Origin of the sequence: Oscillatoria sp. FACHB-1407 (assembly GCF_014697545.1) — a bacterium.
Lineage (GTDB): Bacteria > Cyanobacteriota > Cyanobacteriia > Elainellales > Elainellaceae > FACHB-1407.
The window spans coordinates 304,529-321,195 of the sequence record NZ_JACJSA010000002.1 but is presented as its reverse complement, the minus strand read 5'-3'; the positions used below and the strand labels follow the sequence as shown (position 1 = coordinate 321,195).

The window sequence follows — 16,667 nt, the reverse complement described above, 5'->3', positions numbered from 1 at the left end:
GAATCTGTGGGTAGAGGCGTTGAGGGGATGATGGAGTGACGGAGTAATGGAGTGATAGGGTGATAGAGGACTCCCCCACTCCCTACTCCCTACTCTTTCCATGACTGTATCGACAACTCAACGGCGATCGCCCCTTCCCATCGGGTTGTATGCCTCATTGCTGCCACCCCTGATCTGGATGTCGCTGCTGTACTTCGCCCCGATCGCCTTGCTCGTGTCTTACAGCATCTGGCGATTGGAGGCGTTTGACATTGTCAAAGAGTTTAGCCTGACCAACTTTCAGGTTATTTTTACCAATCCTGCCTATCGGACGGTGATCCTGCGGACGTTGGGAACCGCTTTGGGGGTCACGGTCATCGATATTTTGATCGCACTACCGTTGGGCTACTTCATCGCCAAGTTCAGCGGACGCTATCGCAGTCTGTTAACCCTGTTGGTGATTTTGCCATTGTGGTCGAGTTACCTGGTGCGGGTGTTTGCCTGGAAGATCATCCTGGGCTACAACGGCATTCTTAATACAGCGTTGCTATCACTGGGCATTCTTAAGGAACCCAGCCAGGTATTTCTCTATAATCAGTTCTCTACGATGCTGACGTTTGTGCATGTTTGGTTGCCGTTTATGGTGCTACCCATCATCACCGCTTTTGAGCGACTTCCTAACAATTTGCTGGAGGCATCAGCTGATCTGAATGCTCGCCCGTGGACGACTTTTCGGCGAGTGACATTGCCGTTGGTCGCTCCCGGTGTTTTGGCAGGGTCGATCAATGTGTTTGCGTTGACGATGGGCGACTTTATCACGCCCAGTTTGGTAGGAAGCCCCAGTGGCATTATGCTGGGCAACGTGATCTCATCGCAGTTTGGGGTCGCTTACAACTGGCCTCTGGGGGCAGCGTTTGCGCTGGTGGTCATGTTGCTGGTGTTTTCGGGACTGGCGATCGCCCTGAAGCAGGGAGCCTTAGAGAGCTTGTAGGAGGATAAAGGGTGAAGGGTGAAGGATAAAGAATGAAGGATGAAAGATGACCCTACTCAAATCGGTGTTGCTGATCCATCTATAAATTTTGTAGGGGCGTTTCGCGAAACGCCCGTACGGCGATGGCCATTGTTTGAGAATCATACCTGCATTCAGCAACGCCCTCAAATGCGTATCATTCAGTTCCCCTTCCTAACACCTCATGTAAATTAACAACTGAGCCAATCACCGCGATCGCTGGAGCCGCAAATCCCGTTTCCTCAATCTGTTGCACAATAGTTGCAAGCGTCCCGACCAACTCCTCCTGCTCTGGGCGAGTACCCCATCGCACGAGAGCAATGGGCGTTTCCAGACTCATCCCAGCAGTGTGCAACTGCTCAATGATGTAGGGGAGGTTGTGGACTCCCATGTAGATCACAATTGTTTCAGATCCGTGGGCGATCGCCTGCCAGTTGACTTCTGGACGATATTTCCCGGCGGACTCGTGCCCTGTGACAAACGTCACGGATGAGCTATAGGCACGATGGGTTAGAGGAATTCCAGCATAAGCAGGAGCGGCAATTCCAGAGGTGATGCCAGGGACAACCTCGACCGAAACCCCGGCGTTGATCAGGTCTTCCATTTCTTCGCCGCCCCGACCAAACATGAAGGGATCGCCTCCCTTCAAGCGCACCACAATCGCATGGGTCTTGGCTTTTTCAATCAAAAGAGCAGTAATGTCTTCCTGCAACATGGAGTGCCGTCCCCGTCGCTTTCCAGCATCGATGCGTTCTGCCTGACTGCCAATCATCGCCAAGATTTGGGGACTAACAAGGGCATCGTAAATCACCACATCGGCGTGTTCGAGCAGAGACTTGCCCTTTAATGTAAACAACCCTGGGTCACCTGGACCCGCACCCACTAAATAAACCTTGCCTGAATAGTGCATGAAGACAACGCAATAACGGTGAAAACAAACAACAAAAATAGGGGCTGTAACCTTCCTATTTGTTCACAGCCTAACGCAATCGAAATGGAGTGCAGCGTTCTAGGATACAAGAAAAGGGTGAGCTCCTGCAAATAGCCTGATAGGTCAAAGGTTTAAGCGGTTGAATTGGGGTTATAGCCATAGCCACATCCACTGGGGTGGAGGCGAGTCAGGCAGCTTTCCCGGTGTCAAGGTTTGAGTCATTGCCTTTGCCTTAAGCTTTCTGAACAAAGTTATAACAGCGATCGCCCCTCCCGTCTGCCCCTTACAACCTGCATCAATCTGCCCGCTCTAAGACATAACATGAAACCGCGCAACGACTTAAATTTCTACAGCACCAATGCAAAACAATGGTGGGATGCCTCCGCTAAAATTTATGCGTTAAATCACCTGAATCCGCCACGCTTTGCCTATTTCGATCGCCACATTCCTCAGTGGCAGGGCTTGAATGTCTTGGATATTGGCTGTGGGGGTGGTTACTCCTGTGAGTTTCTGGCAAGAAGAGGAGCGATCGCCTCTGGAATTGACCAATCCAAAGCGTGTATCGTTGCGGCTCAGGTACACGCTCAGGCAAATCAACTCACGATTGCCTATCAACACGGTCACGCGGAAGCATTGCCCTATGGCGATCGCTCCTTTGATGTGGTGGTATGTGTTGATGTGTTAGAGCATGTCGCTGATGCGTTGCAAACGTTGCGAGAAATCTACCGCGTTCTCAAGCCGGGTGGAATTTTTTGTTTCGATACGATCAACCGTACCTTCAAATCAAAGCTAATTATGATCTGGCTCCTGGAGGATTTATTGCGTGAGATCCCTCAGGGAATTCATGATTGGAATAAATTTATTACACCAAACGAACTCACTCATTGGATGCAAGCGATCGGATTCAGTGAGATTGAGATCAAAGGCTTTAATGTATTTGGAAGAACTATTTTCGATAATATTGCGGCTTATCAGTACTATCAAAAAACAGGTAATTTTAGAATTCATATTAACGACGATATATCCGTGATGTATATTGGCGTCGCACACAAGCCACTGAAAACCAGTGCAGATTAACGCTAGCCTCACCTACTTGCAGCCTCGCGCTGAACTCTTCATTTCTGATCTCTTGTCCCTCATTTCTTATCCTTCATCCTTTATCCTTTCCTTCATCCTTTATCCTTTCCTTCATCCCTCATCCTTCATCCTTTCTTATCCTTTATCCTTCATCCTTTATCCTTTCCTTCATCCCTCATCCTTCATCCTTTCCTTCACCCCCTCCCCTCTCCCCCTTCACAAAGTAGGCTCCTCTTGGTGTAGGCTCTAGAGATAGTGACGAATTCCTGTTGTGACGACTGCTGCTCTCCCATGAGTTACTTCACCTTTCATTTCATTTTCATCTTTCCACCAATTTTGTTGCTCCTCTGGCTACAACAGCGTCCTCTAGCAGGCGTGGGTGGATGGAGAGCACGATTCGGTATTCCCCTCCTGTCTCTGGTGGCGTTTATCTACACGACTCCGTGGGACAACTACCTCGTCTGGCGTAAGATTTGGGGCTATGGGAGCGATCGCGTCGTTGGCACTATCGGCTATGTGCCCGTTGAGGAATACCTATTTTTTGTGCTTCAGTGTGTGCTCACTGGGTTGTGGCTCTACTGGTTACTTAAACGTGCTCCTGAATCTGCACAACCTGCATCGCTTAAGATGTCGGCTCCAAAAGGGTTTAGGCTGTTGCTCACAGTTTTAGGAATTGGCATCAGTGCAGCGGGTTTCGTCATGTTGCGATCGCCCTCAACGCTCTATCTGGGCTTGGTTCTGGCGTGGGCAGTGCCAATTTTGACGCTGCAATGGGCGATCGGTGCAGGAGTCTTGTGGAAAATGCGCCGCATCTGGTTCATCAGTACTGCCGTCCCTACAGTTTATTTGTGGGTTGCCGACCGACTTGCGATCGGTAACGACATCTGGCACATTTCTGAAACCTACACTACAGGACTGCAACTGTTTGGGTTGCCCATCGAAGAGGCTACATTTTTTCTGGTAACGAACCTGTTGATCACGCAGGGATTAATCCTGTTTTTGTTGCTCGAAATTCCCCACACGGTGTCTCATTTGGTGGCAGAAGTCGGCAAAACCATCGGGTCGTCATCAATTGAAAGTAGAAACTGAATTAAATCCGACTGTGCCTGAGCGGTGAACCCTGTCTCTCGATCGACCCAATATTCATGCCCACTGCCGTCTGCGTGGATCATTTGTAGGTCAAGATTCGCTCGATTGGCGGCGATCGCCTCCTCCCGCAACTGGCGATCGACCAACACCCGCAAACTTGCCTCTGGGTCTGCTTCAACCCGTTGCATCCAGGTTCCTGCTAAGCCGATGCGATTGGGGTTAGTGACCCGATAGTAGCCGTCTTCCTGGGGTTCCAACGCATCTGCACTGGCGGCAACTCCACCATCGTGCAGGTAAGGTGCAGTCAGGTACAACCCAATCAGGTTTTGAACTTTGTACCCGCCACCGGAGTTGTTCTGAGCAAAGGCAACCTCTAGCGATCGCGCGGAGGTAATGTTCATTGGCACGGGCACCACCGGAGGGTCGGAGGGCAATGGCACTGACACTGAACTGGGATAGGTTTCTGGTGGCACAAAGATTTGGGGCAGTTTGGCGAGGGCGGCGGCGCGTGAAGGTTGCGATTTGATCTCATCAATCGGGATCACCTCATGATTGGTAAAGTAGCGTCCACTGTGGCACTGAGCGCAGTTGGCTTGCTCAAACACCTTCGCCCCTCGCTGCAATGTTTCCTGATCGACCTGTGCGATGTAGGGGGGAGGAGCTAGAGAGTTTTGATATGCCGACATGCCGTTCAACTGAGCACCCACAGGCAGTCCGGGCGAGCTTGCCATCAGCCCATCCAAGACAAATGGCGAACCCTTGGGATATCCTGGCATCTTAATCACTTCGTTAATAGCTGGGTTGCCTGGAGTCGGGTCATGCTGCATCAAAAACTCTGAAGGCTTAGCTCCCTCTGGCAAGCGAAACAGGGGATTAGAAGCCTTTTGCAAAATCACGCCCAGATAGGTTTCCTTGTCCAAACCCAAGATGTATTGGCTCATGTAGGAACCCGTTGTCGGGTCTGAGTTGGTGGCGTGGACGTTGTTATTCAAAGTGGTCAACCCGTGGAACCAACCAACCGCCGAAAAGCCACTCCACCCATAAGGGTAGGAGTCAAATGTGAAAGAGGATGGATTCTGTGATGGATTGTTGTTGTTATCAGGACTGGAGTCAAAGTTTCCTGGTGCCCATGCCAAAAATTGAGCATCCACTGCATCTTCTAACAGTTCTGCATTAGGAAGATAGGCTGTTTGACCAGCGGTGTTGACGTAGGTGCGATCGCCCAGAGGAATGGTTTGAGGCTTGACCCCTGTCTGACGAAACATGGCAGCGGAGTTAGTGGCAAACGCCTGGAGCAACCCGGTATCGAGATCCACATTGGGTGCTCCCTCAATAATCTGCCCGCTGGCTTGATCAATCGCCGCATGACACAAGGCACAGGTCAAGCCAATGCGAACTCGGCTACCTTTTTTGTGGGCTTGCATCCCCAGTGGAATCAACGATCTCGCAGGTACATCTAACCCGGTATTGAGCACCGTTCCTGCTGCAAACGACCGTCCCCCAACCGTGACATCTCGGTCGAGAGTAATTTGCAAATTGGTTGTGGGTTTGCCGCCGAGTGCCGCGATCGCCTTACTGACACTGATGAGATTAATCGGTCCATCGATCGCACCCAACACATCTGTAAAGAAGTACTCGTTGCCAAAGGTTTCTCGATAAAAGGCATCCCGCCCTAACTCAATCAACTCTGGAGTGATCTCGATCGCCCCACTTTCAGCAGACAGTTGCGATCGCCCTTCTGGTGTTTGTAAAAGCTGTTCTGCTGTGGCTTTGTCCACCACATAACCCAACACATCATAGGAACCAATTTCTTGAGGGGTTGGTTGAATCGATGGAGTATAGGTACTACTCAGCTTGGGTGCTCTAGTCGGTAGAGAAAACTCAAGTACATATCCCAGGAAACTAACAACGATGAGTAAGCTCAGCACTCCCAAGATGAAACGTCCCGGTTGAAATTTCATGGATTTCTTCCCTTAACTCACACCAATTTGAATTGAAAACTCGACGGAATGTTGTATGGGTTGGCGTTGCCAGATCCCTCCTGAACTTGGGTTGTCTGCAAAGCTGCTTAAATCAGTATCACGACCGGGGATGTCATTTTTTTTTCCCAAGTGGGTAACCTAAAGCCATTGCTTGTCATCTCACTTGCACTGTAATAAGCGGGAGGGTAATCAACCTCTCTCCGCTGATGGAATTCGTGGACTGCAACATTAAGGAACCTGAGTAGAGACCATTAGCAAATTGGTTGGGTTGATGAGTATCGACCCAACCAACTGGGTGAGGGCACTGATTCTGCAAGTTATTTAATCTGCATCTAAATGTACGGATTCGATCTTGTCTCAGGGTGTGGTTTTGATATGGCGTAATCTGCCTGTCACACAAACGTCATCCTGGCTGGTCACAATAAAACTATTGCTTCTAATGTATTGAGCGTGTAATCAACATGTCCTGTTCCACTTTGTTCGCTCAAACTGTCAAAAAAGGTACTTTGTTTGCTAGTGCGATCGCAGGAAGTCTGTTGCTTTCATCTGCGCTGCCTGCGCCTGAAATGCCCGTTCCGTCTACGCTAATGCCTGCGTCTACACTAATGCAGGTACCAGACTCTAAAGCTTTGACCACAAATAGCACCGCAACTGAGATTGCGGAGAATCGATTTGTCATCCTTGCACTGGCTCTGGGGGGGTGCGTTGTTTTGTGTCTCGTAGTCAACGCTCTGGTGGATGGCAAACAACCCTGGTCTACTCGACGAGCAACAGGGGCAAATCGGCGATCGCCCACACGACCTAACGAAATCAACTTTAACCAGGCAAACTCATCGCTGCGCCACAAACTGCTGCGTCTTCTCAATGGCGATCAGGCAGCTGCCCAGCGGTTGTTTAAGTTAGCCACTCTCAAATATCCCGGTGAAACGCCAAACTGGTATGTCGAAAAAGTGATCTATGACTTGGAACGCGATCGCCGACGCATTTAGAAAATGCAAGTTGGTTCAGTGCAGGGGGTATAGGGGTCAGTTCCGCCTGACCCCGTACTTTACCTAAGCGGGTAGTGCTACGAAGGATGAACTGGATCTACTTGGGCTCGTGGATTTAGTCAATTCGTAAGCTGTACGGGCAGGTTTAGCAGCTTGTCTTCACCCTGCAATGGATTTGACGGCAAAACCCGCCCAGTTCGGTTTAAGACCCTGGCGAGTGAATTCGCGGCTACCGGAGCCAAGCCCGCCTTCGCATACGACCGAAAATCAGCGGTTTCAACCGCCAAAATCCTGATCCCAAATTCACCTTATTCAATTCCCATTCCTAAGCCAATCCAACTAGCTTTTCACACAGATCCCACATCCGCTTCGCCTTCTCATCGTCGCGAGCTTGTGGAGACACCTGTCTGACAAAGGACTTGCCATCCTTTTTCTGACGGTTACCCCAACTGTAATATGCCCCAGACTCGTTGTAAGCCGGATCAGCCACCACTTCAGCCACGCGATCGCCCGCTAACTCCTCGGAGACAAACCCTCCCGTGACATACCGCTGGAACAAGGGAAACAACTTTTGGAACAGCGGATAGTGGTTGCGGAATAGAGCCGTTGTTGCCACACATCCAGGATAGAGAGAGGTAAAGGTAATGTGAGTCGAGTCATGATAGCGACGATGTAGCTCGCGCATCGTCAACACATTGCAAACCTTGCTATCTTTATACGCTTTTACAGGTTCAAACTTTTTGCCATCAGCCATCGTAATCGGTGCTTTAAATCCGGCAGCAAACCCTTCTAAATTGCCCAGGTCGGGGCGAGGTGGAATTTTGCCTCCCAACTCATCCGGGTTATGAGTAACAGTACCTAAAATTATCAATCTCGGTTCTGTCGCCGATGATTTTTTCAAGTCCTCTAGCAACAGATTGCAGAGCAAGAAATGCCCCAAATGGTTAGTCGCCATGGTCAATTCATAGCCTTCTGGGCTATACAACGGCTCCTTAATCAAGGGCATGTAAATGGCAGCATTACAAACTAACGCATCGAGCGATCTGCCCAGGGATCTGAACTTGTCAACGAACTGACGCACACTCTCTAACGAAGCGGTATCAATTGGGAGAATGACATAATTCTCCTTTGAGATACCAACGCTGGTAGCAGCGTTTTCTGCCTTCTCCAGGTTGCGACACGCCATCACTACATACCAACCTTTCTGGGCAAGTGCTCTGGCGGCTTGCAAACCAACGCCCGAAGAAGCACCTGTGATGATTACTGTTGGTTTTTGCTGTCCTTCCATTTGGCTCAGACTCCATTGACCGTTATTGTTACTTCTAGAATCTCATGGGATTGATACACCCATTCTCACTTCTTTGAAAGTGTTGACATTCTTGTAACAATTCCACACAGTTCTAAACGGAAAAATGAGGTTTATTCACTCAAATTGAATACGTTAACTAAACAACTGTTAAGGAAAAAGTCGTTAAGTTCATCGCCCATTGAAGCATCTATAGCAGTTCTAAATGAGTTGTAAGATAAGCAGAGTTCGCCTCTTACAACCCATTTGGGATTGCTATAAAATTACTTAAACAACGGAATAATCCAGGCAGCGATAATGCTACCTAACACGATCGCCTCTAACACTCTGTACCCATTGGACAGGCTCAGGACTTTAGAGAACCAATGTTGAATTGAAACGGGTTTGATATTAGACCACCAGTTAGAGATGTGCGATCGCCAGAGTGAAGGATTGTCTTTGGCTCGAAACCGCCAACTCAGCATTGACAACAACAGTGGAGAACCACCCACCTTCGCACTCATTAAAAGGTGTAGAGCGATACAAAACACCATGACAACCCACGAAATAAGATGAGCGTAATACCAGGCATGGTTTAGCTCTCCCCGTGGCAACCAGGTTTCATCCATCATCTTGCCGGAGAACAGTGCAAAGGTGAGTGCCAGAATGGAAACAGTATTCGCTAATCGATGCAGGCTGTACCACCAGACCGGGCGACCTACCTGAGTTAACTTCCCCAAAGAGTCGGGTTGTAGCAATCGCTGTTGACCCCGACGCAGGGCATAGATTACAAAGGCAGGAAAAATCAGCAATGCATACAAACCAAACGTGCCGTGAATTCCTTCAATTTCCTTGAAGGCAGGCAACCCGATTGAAAGCCAACGTCCATCATAGGTGTCATACGTCCAGTAGGCAGTCAAGATCGCCAGGACAACACTCAGTCCAGTTAGCCCGTGCAAAATCCGCAGGAGTAGCGGTTGGTAAGGAGAAGATTTAGCAGGCATAAATGATGGAGTATTGGGTTTAGTCTATGGAGGTGCGTTTATGAATAGATATCCTCCATGATAAAGCAAAAATTAAATTCCTCTATAGCCGTTGGAGGGCAGGTAGGACTGGATATAGGAGTGGAACCCAGTCTGGAGGAGAAACCTACTCTCCCACCCTAACTATCTCGATAGTTACTATAAAATTTCATGCCGATCTAAAAGATCTTTTCAGAGCATGATTTGGGGTTTGGTTTCTCCTTCCCTTACCCCACTTGGGTTGAGCTTGGCGAAACCAAATCCCCTAGCAGAAGGTATTTCGGTTTACCCAAAAACGCGCTTCGCATCGGTTCCACGTACGGATGCTTCTGGTGAAGTTAAGACTTTTTGATGAGGGCTCAAAGTCCCCAGAATGGGGATTTAGGGGCTGAGAGGACTTGTGTACTCCCTCATGGGGAGGGAGTACGGGAGGTTAGGGTTTGAGTCGAAACCAGACCTTTTGTGGAATCCCTTACCAGTTTCACCAAAGGTCACTTACTCCACCCTTAAACGGTGACGCTGCATTGTGATGATAGTAACGTCTCTCTAACCATGCCCTGACTTCTGACTCTGAGGAAAAACAACCCGATTCATTGCTGATCGGATCATAGGTATGCCACCATATCATTCCTGTTTTGTCAGTGGATGACCAGATTCTGGGTTCAGAATGTCCTGATACTACATCGACAATCACACTCCAGGCTCTGCTCAACCAACTGCTGAGATGAAGCCGTTTCCACTTGGGTTCTTCCCAGCTATCAGGAATCAATTCCAACTCTTTGTACAGCATCCATTTTGCTCTTGCTTCTGCTCTCGTATTCATGATGAATCCTTAAATTCTGATGGGAGGTTGTCAATAGTGAGTCTTTAATAGACTCAAACCAAATACTTAAAAAGATGTGTGTACCGGACTTTTAAGTCACACAATCGCAACGACAAATCTACTGTTGATTGCGTTACCCCACAGATCAGGATGTGTTTCAGCGTTGTTAAAACAGTAGCGATCGCATAATTTGCTAACACATAGAACAGTTCTGATTTAGAGTCAGATTACTGATCGTGGGTGTTACTTTGCTCACTATCGCTAAATGTTGGGTTACTGCTACAGCAAAATGCTGAGTGCTGAGAACTGAGTGCTAAGGCTGAAAGGCAGGTTATACACCACGGTCAACATTAGAGATGTAATAAACCTTTCAGTTGCTATACAAACATTTCTCTAGAGCAGCAAACCTCACTGATCGTTAACAGCAAGTCATTGGAACGCCATTGGCTCTCGCGCAAAGCAAGCGATCGCTGGTACAAGAATGCAATGCGATCTCCTAGCTCAGGAGAGTTGACCTGTCGCCTTTTGACCTGAATTCAGGCAAAATAGCGACTGAACAAGCTGATATACAAAATCCTGTAACTGTGAATAGCCTTATGCCATTACAACTGAATGGTTGACGACTACTGGGGGAGTCTCTACAGCAGGAGGACTCAAGAGTAGATGAATCGCATTCCAAACTACTTGTCGTCGCCAGACATACTGCTGAGGGAACTGTCGCTGATAGAAATGCTGTTGATGAATTTGAAAGCTTGAAATAATAGGAGGTGGTAGTGGCATCCATTGCCATAGTTGCGCCATAATGCGAACCATTTGCACGGGCACAGAAGCCTTGACAGTGTTGGCAGCAGTGATATTTACTGTGTAGCGATCGCTGTCATTCCGTATCATGGCTTCGCCTCCTGAGGTAAAGCTTTAGAAGCAATTGACAGAGATAGTAAGCTGTTGAAACAAAGGCGTGCCTCACCCAATCGGGTTAATTTACAGCTTGGTCAGAAAGCTTAGGAATGGAAATTAAATAAGTTCGATATTTGGTAGGGGCGGGTTTTGCTGTCAAATCTATAACAGGGCACAGACGGGTCTGCTAAACCCGCCCCTACAGTTTGCGGATTTATTAAATTCACAATCATTAGGATAAGGGCAATGGGGCAAATGTTGATTCTGGAGGAGTTTTCTGACTCGCCTCTACTCCATCAATGTGATACCAAATCAAATGGTGCTCAAGACAGATATCGGTAGGGGCAGGTTTTGCAGATAAGTGCTTGGGTTTGCCATTAGTAAACAGCTAAACCCGCCCCTACGAGCGTCCGCATTTGCACTGGAAACCATTTAAAGCGGTATGGCTACGGCTATAACGTCATTAAATTTTTATACGAACAGAGGCGAAGCACTTGGAAAAAGAACCTCGCAACTCAAGTTGCAAATTCTCTACCGAATGCTCCGCCCCTACTTTTGGTGATAACTGTGTCTATCGCACTGCCATACGCTCCATCGCACCTCTAAACACTGCCTCACCAGAATCCACATCAAACCAGTGCAGTGAATCAGGAGGTAACGCCAGGGTCAAAATTTGGTTTTGCCAATTGTCGCTCGGAGGAAGCAGAGCACGAAGAATAACAGGTTCATTCTGATTGCCTTCCACACGCACACTCACCAGGTTGTGCATCCCCAGGTTTTCTACCAAAAAGACCCGTCCCTGAATGGTTTGCCGATCCTCTGGTTCTGCCACACGAATATGTTCTGGACGAATGCCCATAATAATCGATCGCGGTGGAGTCACCGTGCTGTTAGGCAGAGGAATGCGGAATTCTCCGACAACGGCATTGCGACCCTCACAGGGCACTGTGATCAGGTTCATCTGAGGGCTACCCACAAAGCCCGCCACGAACAGATTGGCAGGTCGGTTATAGATGCGGTGAGGCGCATCCAACTGTTGCACACAGCCTTTGTTGAGGACGGCAACCTTACTGGAGAGAGTCATGGCTTCAGTCTGGTCGTGGGTTACATACACCACAGGCACGCCTTGAGACTCAAATAGTTGTTTGAGTTCAGCCCGTACTTTTTCACGCAACAGGGCATCCAGGTTACTCAACGGTTCATCCAGCAAAAACACGTCTGGACGACGCACCAATGCCCGTCCTAGTGCAACCCGTTGCCGTTGTCCACCGGAGAGTTGTCCAGGTTTGCGATCCATCAACCCGTCTAAATCTAGTGCTCGTGATGCATCTGCCACCCGTTGTCTGATCTCAGGCTCAGGCGTGTGTTTAAGGCGCAAACCAGAACACAGGTTGTCATACACGGTCAGGTGCGGATACAACGCATAGCTTTGGAACACCATAGCAATGTTGCGATCGCCTGGTCGTCGAGCGGTGACATCGCGATCGCCAATCATCACTTGACCGCGCGTGGGTTGCTCTAGCCCTGCAATCAAACGCAACACAGTAGACTTGCCACAACCTGATGGACCCAACAATGTCAAAAACTCATCGTCATCAACGGTTAAGCTAACATCTTTAACCGGAATCACTTTAGGAGAGAAAGTTTTATTGAGGTGTTTAAGTTCGAGTTTAGCCATGATAGTAAAAGAAGAAAAACGAAGAGAGAAAAAAGATAGAAGAGAGAAAAAAGAAGAGAGAAGAATAAAAAAGAAATTCAGTTTTCGATTTTCGATCTTCTTTTTTCCTTAGCCTTTAACAGCACCTGCGGTCAGTCCCTGTACGATCTTGCGTTGGAAGAACAACACCAGTAGTATCAGAGGGAGTGTTCCTAAAACCGTTGCAGCAGCAATAGGACCGTAGGGAATCTCAAATACAGAAGCACCCCCTAATTGGGCTGCTGCAACCGGAATGGTTTTCATGCTTTCACGAGTGATAAAGGTCAACGCGAAAATAAACTCATTCCAGGCAAAGATGAACGCGAGAATTCCCGTTGTGACGAGAGCAGGAACTGTCATCGGCAACAGAATTTTGGTCAACATTTGCCAGGTGTTGTAGCCATCAACCTTGGCAGAGTCTTCCAAATCCTTTGGCAATTGTTGAAAGAAACTTCTTAAAACGAGAATGGTCAACGGTAAATTAATGGCTGTGTAGGGGATGATTAATGCTAAGTAATTGTTGCCCAAGTGAAGGGCTTGAACGATTTCCAGAAGTCCTAAAAAAAGTAGAATTCCTGGAAAGAGTGTGACCACCAAAACAGCCGCGAGAATAACTTTCTCGCCCCAGGGACGTAACCGCGCTAGTGCGTAAGCTGCGGGAGTCCCGATCGCCAGACAAACGGCTGTCGAGATAATTGAGACAAACGCACTGTTGAGGATATATCGAAGAAAAGGACGACGAGTGAACAACTCAGTGTAATGTTCGAGTGTTAAACGAGTTGGAAAATAGACCGTTGGGACTTGTGAGATATCCTCATTCACCTTAAAGGACGTGAGTAACTGCCAGAGCACAGGTGCCAGACTAATGAGCAACACGGCTAGAATTGCCAATCCTAATAATAGGCGACGAAGCCACACCAGATTTGCATCTCGTTTAGGAGGGTGGGGGGCAGCTACTATCCGATCTTGTTGAAGCGTAGTCATAGAGGAAAAAGGATGAAGGATGAAAAATGAAGGATGAAAAGGTGAAGAGAAAAGGAGAAGGGAGGATAAAGGTTTTTAGTTTCAGCCTTTAGCCTTTAGCCTTCAACCTTTTCCTACGACGTTGCTCCAGTTGTACGATGGCGGAGGCGACTGAGTGCAAAGCTGGCGATCGCCACTGCCAACACTAACAACAGGAAGGTAACAACCACGAGTGCTGCCCCGTAGCCAAAGTCGAGATAACGCATCACCATGGAGTAGATGTAGAGCGATACCACTTCGGTCGCGCCACCAGGACCACCCCCAGTCATGACCGCAATCAAGTCAAAGATGCCAAACGCTTGAGCAAAGCGGAATAACACCGCAATTAAGATTTGCGGCATCAACAGCGGAATTGTGATCCGCCAAAAGCTCTGCCATGCGTTGGCTCCATCGATCGAGTGTGCTTCGTATAGATCATCGGGAATCGATTGTAGTCCGGCTAGCAGCAAAATACTGATAAACGGAGTCGTCTTCCACACGTCTGCTGCAATGACTGCCACCATTGCCAGAGCAGGTTCACCCAACCAGTTAATGCCTGTGTCAATTAATCCCAACCTCAGCAAGATATCATTGACCACACCGAACTGGTCGTTAAAAATCCACGCCCATGCCAAGCCGATGAGAGCTGTTGGTAACGCCCAGGGAATCAACGCTGCTGTCCGAACGAGCGATCGCCCCTTAAAGCTCTGGTGTAACACCAGTGCAATTCCCATGCCCAGCAGCAGTTCTAACACAACTGATGCAGATGTAAAGATAGTCGTCGTTCCAAAGCTCTGCCAAAATCGACCGTCTCCAATCATCCGACCGTAATTATCTAACCCTGCAAAAACGGGTTGTAATTGGGTTCCCAGGTTTTTAGCAAAAAGGCTTAACCAGAACGCTCGCAAAATTGGGTAAGCAAACACAAATAGCAATAACAACAATGCCGGAGTCATGAGAGTCCATGCTGTGCGTTGTTCTCTCGCTTGAATCGCATTCATTTTAACCATGTCTTGGCTCCCTAACCCCTTGCGTCTAATAACCGTTGTGTTTCTGCGGCAGCGGACTGCATAGCATCTTCAGGAGACATGCGATTGGTCAATGCTGCGCTGAGATACCGTTGCAAAATGTCTGATGCTTGAGCATATTGGGCGATCGGTGGACGCAACACCGCATTGTTGGCTACCTCTTGCAAGCTGGGAAAGTGGCTGTATTCTGCGACCACTTTGGGGTCTGTAAACAGAGATTGAATACTGGGTAGATAACCCTCACTGATAATCAGATCACGTTGAGGTTCAAAGCTTGAAAAGAATTTCGCCGCTTGGAGTGCCTCTTCACGGTGAGCCGTTGAAGTAGAAATTCCAATTCCCCAACCTCCCAAACAAGCTCCTGCTTTCGCTCCTGGCTCATGAACCATAGGTTGAATACCGACTTTACCTCTCAGTTCAGAGTCTTCTGCATTGGCGAGAGTCCAAACATAGGGCCAGCTTCTCAAGAAGGCAGCCTGACCACTCTGGAAAAAGCGACGGGTGTCTTCTTCCTGATAGGTTGTCACCCCCGGAGGAGAGACGCCTTCCTGGACAGTACTCTTCAAGAAGTTGATGGCTTCTACGGTTTCGGGGCGATCGAGGCCAACTTCTAACGTATCTGGATTCACCCAAAATCCGTTAAACCCTTGCAGAACTTCGACAAACATGGCAACCAAGCCTTCATATTGTCGGCCTTGCCAGATGTAACCCCAGGGTACAGCCCCACTATCCTGTAACTGTTTAGAGGCTTGCATTAAATCGGCAAAGGTTTCAGGAGGTTGTAATCCTGCTTGTTCTAACAGATCTTTGCGGTAATAGAGCAGACCAACATCCGATCGAACGGGCAAGCGGTAAAGTCGGTCTTCGTACCGTCCACCTTCAACATCCAGGGGTGAATATTGAGCTAACTCGTCACTACTGACATCATCAGTCAAATCCATCAACCATCCAGCCGCCGCAAATTTAGGAGTCCAGACAATATCCATATTGACCAGATCGTAGGGTGAATCTCCTAACAAAAAGGCTGAGGTGTAGAGATCCTCTACCAGGTTGGTCTGGTTTGGTCCCTCTACAAGTTCAACCCGAATACCTGGGTTTTGTTCTTCAAATGCTTCTACTAATGGTTGAAAAGGAGGGATATCAGGTGCAGGCATCAGCATCCGTAGTGTCACGGGTTGCTGCGCCATGACGTACCAGCTAATAAATACAGTGCCCAAAAAACAAACAATTGCCAGGATCAACCGTTGGGGCGATCGCAGCCTAAGTCGTTTGAAATTAAATCGATTCAAAAATTGTGAATATGACATTGATCGAAATAGCAACTCAACTGAGGCAAGTGCAACTTCCTAAATAGCCCATGCACCACGGTTGCTTTAAAACACTAAACATAAATTAATCAAGCCTAGTTTGTGAGCTATTTTATGGAGAATTGCTAATCATTAACCTAGGCAGAACATAAACATGCAAGCACACTCATTAATTGCCTTTACAATTCATAAAAACAATTAGAGAGTGATACAAAGATATTCAAATACTGCTCTAGGATCTACCAGAATAAATTCTTATGACGGATGGAACACCTGTCAAAAGGGGTACGTTATCTTTAGTAGAAACAGTTAAGAAATTATACAATTCAGTGTTGAGGTTCCGCTTTTTGATAAGAGATAATTGCTATTACTAACGATTCTTTCTACGGTCATATCTATCTACAGTCCTGAATGGAACTATTCGTGCACTGTAGTTTGTTCTAGAACCATTGGTCTTTCCTACGTCATGTGCCTGTAGATATAAAAAACAGCCTCCTGGAGGCTGTTGGACGACCATAACAATGTCGAAGTTAAATATTTTAATTTTTTTC

The 16,667-nt window shown here is 48.0% G+C and carries 14 protein-coding genes; 4 read left to right on the top strand and 10 right to left on the bottom strand.

Annotation, left to right across the window (positions count from 1 at the left end):
* Positions 1-100: 100 nt before the first annotated feature.
* Positions 101-970, top strand: a complete 870-nt coding sequence (locus tag H6G89_RS04635; protein WP_190504096.1) for an ABC transporter permease — start codon at positions 101-103, stop codon at positions 968-970.
* 175 nt (positions 971-1,145) lie between these two features.
* Here the strand turns inward: H6G89_RS04635 and cobA are convergent, their stop codons facing one another.
* The gene (gene cobA / locus H6G89_RS04630) at positions 1,146-1,898 is read right to left on the bottom strand and encodes a uroporphyrinogen-III C-methyltransferase (protein WP_190504095.1); all 753 of its coding nucleotides are present in this window, start codon (positions 1,896-1,898) and stop codon (positions 1,146-1,148) included.
* A 342-nt stretch (positions 1,899-2,240) separates the two neighbouring features.
* On the opposite strand from cobA, the gene ubiG reads away from it, so the two are divergent.
* Both ubiG and H6G89_RS04620 read left to right on the top strand, forming a co-directional pair.
* Entirely contained in the window at positions 2,241-2,996 is a 756-nt protein-coding gene (gene ubiG / locus H6G89_RS04625; RefSeq protein ID WP_190504094.1) for a bifunctional 2-polyprenyl-6-hydroxyphenol methylase/3-demethylubiquinol 3-O-methyltransferase UbiG, read from the top strand.
* A gap of 291 nt (positions 2,997-3,287) precedes the next feature.
* Positions 3,288-4,085: a lycopene cyclase domain-containing protein gene (locus H6G89_RS04620; RefSeq protein ID WP_190504093.1), complete on the top strand. Its 798-nt coding sequence runs from the start codon at positions 3,288-3,290 to the stop codon at positions 4,083-4,085.
* Here the strand turns inward: H6G89_RS04620 and H6G89_RS04615 are convergent.
* The gene (locus tag H6G89_RS04615; protein WP_190504092.1) at positions 4,025-6,046 is read right to left on the bottom strand and encodes a di-heme oxidoredictase family protein; all 2,022 of its coding nucleotides are present in this window, start codon (positions 6,044-6,046) and stop codon (positions 4,025-4,027) included. The genes H6G89_RS04620 and H6G89_RS04615 overlap by 61 nt on opposite strands.
* 482 nt (positions 6,047-6,528) lie before the next feature.
* Between H6G89_RS04615 and H6G89_RS04610 the strand changes: the two genes are divergently transcribed.
* A complete protein-coding gene (locus tag H6G89_RS04610; protein ID WP_190504091.1) occupies positions 6,529-7,056 on the top strand; it encodes a hypothetical protein in 528 nt (175 codons plus the stop codon).
* A 325-nt stretch (positions 7,057-7,381) separates the two neighbouring features.
* Here the strand turns inward: H6G89_RS04610 and H6G89_RS04605 are convergent, their stop codons facing one another.
* From H6G89_RS04605 to H6G89_RS04570, 8 genes are all read right to left on the bottom strand, one after another.
* A complete protein-coding gene (locus H6G89_RS04605) occupies positions 7,382-8,344 on the bottom strand; it encodes a protochlorophyllide reductase (protein ID WP_190504090.1) in 963 nt (320 codons plus the stop codon).
* Positions 8,345-8,625: 281 nt separating this feature from the next.
* The gene (locus tag H6G89_RS04600; RefSeq protein ID WP_190504089.1) at positions 8,626-9,345 is read right to left on the bottom strand and encodes a cytochrome b/b6 domain-containing protein; all 720 of its coding nucleotides are present in this window, start codon (positions 9,343-9,345) and stop codon (positions 8,626-8,628) included.
* Between the two features lie 499 nt (positions 9,346-9,844).
* Entirely contained in the window at positions 9,845-10,186 is a 342-nt protein-coding gene (locus H6G89_RS04595) for a hypothetical protein (RefSeq protein WP_190504088.1), read from the bottom strand.
* Between the two features lie 594 nt (positions 10,187-10,780).
* Positions 10,781-11,077 carry a hypothetical protein gene (locus H6G89_RS04590; RefSeq protein WP_190504087.1) on the bottom strand — a complete coding sequence of 99 codons (297 nt, stop codon included), beginning with the start codon at positions 11,075-11,077 and terminating at the stop codon, positions 10,781-10,783.
* A 577-nt stretch (positions 11,078-11,654) separates the two neighbouring features.
* Complete coding sequence (locus tag H6G89_RS04585; RefSeq protein ID WP_190504086.1) at positions 11,655-12,761, bottom strand: ABC transporter ATP-binding protein; 1,107 nt, start codon at positions 12,759-12,761, stop codon at positions 11,655-11,657.
* Positions 12,762-12,869: 108 nt separating this feature from the next.
* Positions 12,870-13,763, bottom strand: a complete 894-nt coding sequence (locus H6G89_RS04580) for a carbohydrate ABC transporter permease (protein ID WP_190504085.1) — start codon at positions 13,761-13,763, stop codon at positions 12,870-12,872.
* Between the two features lie 113 nt (positions 13,764-13,876).
* Positions 13,877-14,791, bottom strand: a complete 915-nt coding sequence (locus tag H6G89_RS04575; RefSeq protein WP_190504084.1) for a carbohydrate ABC transporter permease — start codon at positions 14,789-14,791, stop codon at positions 13,877-13,879.
* A gap of 11 nt (positions 14,792-14,802) precedes the next feature.
* On the bottom strand, positions 14,803-16,116 hold the full coding sequence (locus H6G89_RS04570) for an ABC transporter substrate-binding protein (RefSeq protein ID WP_190504083.1): 1,314 nt from the start codon (positions 16,114-16,116) through the stop codon (positions 14,803-14,805).
* Positions 16,117-16,667: the final 551 nt, after the last annotated feature.

Bases quoted from the DNA above. Each gene is read 5' to 3' on its own strand.
- H6G89_RS04635 (WP_190504096.1), top strand. From the start codon at position 101: ATGACTGTATCGACAACTCAACGGCGATCGCCCCTTCCCATCGGGTTG.
- cobA (WP_190504095.1), bottom strand. From the start codon at position 1,898: ATGCACTATTCAGGCAAGGTTTATTTAGTGGGTGCGGGTCCAGGTGAC.
- ubiG (WP_190504094.1), top strand. From the start codon at position 2,241: ATGAAACCGCGCAACGACTTAAATTTCTACAGCACCAATGCAAAACAA.
- H6G89_RS04620 (WP_190504093.1), top strand. From the start codon at position 3,288: ATGAGTTACTTCACCTTTCATTTCATTTTCATCTTTCCACCAATTTTG.
- H6G89_RS04615 (WP_190504092.1), bottom strand. From the start codon at position 6,046: ATGAAATTTCAACCGGGACGTTTCATCTTGGGAGTGCTGAGCTTACTC.
- H6G89_RS04610 (WP_190504091.1), top strand. From the start codon at position 6,529: ATGTCCTGTTCCACTTTGTTCGCTCAAACTGTCAAAAAAGGTACTTTG.
- H6G89_RS04605 (WP_190504090.1), bottom strand. From the start codon at position 8,344: ATGGAAGGACAGCAAAAACCAACAGTAATCATCACAGGTGCTTCTTCG.
- H6G89_RS04600 (WP_190504089.1), bottom strand. From the start codon at position 9,345: ATGCCTGCTAAATCTTCTCCTTACCAACCGCTACTCCTGCGGATTTTG.
- H6G89_RS04595 (WP_190504088.1), bottom strand. From the start codon at position 10,186: ATGAATACGAGAGCAGAAGCAAGAGCAAAATGGATGCTGTACAAAGAG.
- H6G89_RS04590 (WP_190504087.1), bottom strand. From the start codon at position 11,077: ATGATACGGAATGACAGCGATCGCTACACAGTAAATATCACTGCTGCC.
- H6G89_RS04585 (WP_190504086.1), bottom strand. From the start codon at position 12,761: ATGGCTAAACTCGAACTTAAACACCTCAATAAAACTTTCTCTCCTAAA.
- H6G89_RS04580 (WP_190504085.1), bottom strand. From the start codon at position 13,763: ATGACTACGCTTCAACAAGATCGGATAGTAGCTGCCCCCCACCCTCCT.
- H6G89_RS04575 (WP_190504084.1), bottom strand. From the start codon at position 14,791: ATGGTTAAAATGAATGCGATTCAAGCGAGAGAACAACGCACAGCATGG.
- H6G89_RS04570 (WP_190504083.1), bottom strand. From the start codon at position 16,116: ATGTCATATTCACAATTTTTGAATCGATTTAATTTCAAACGACTTAGG.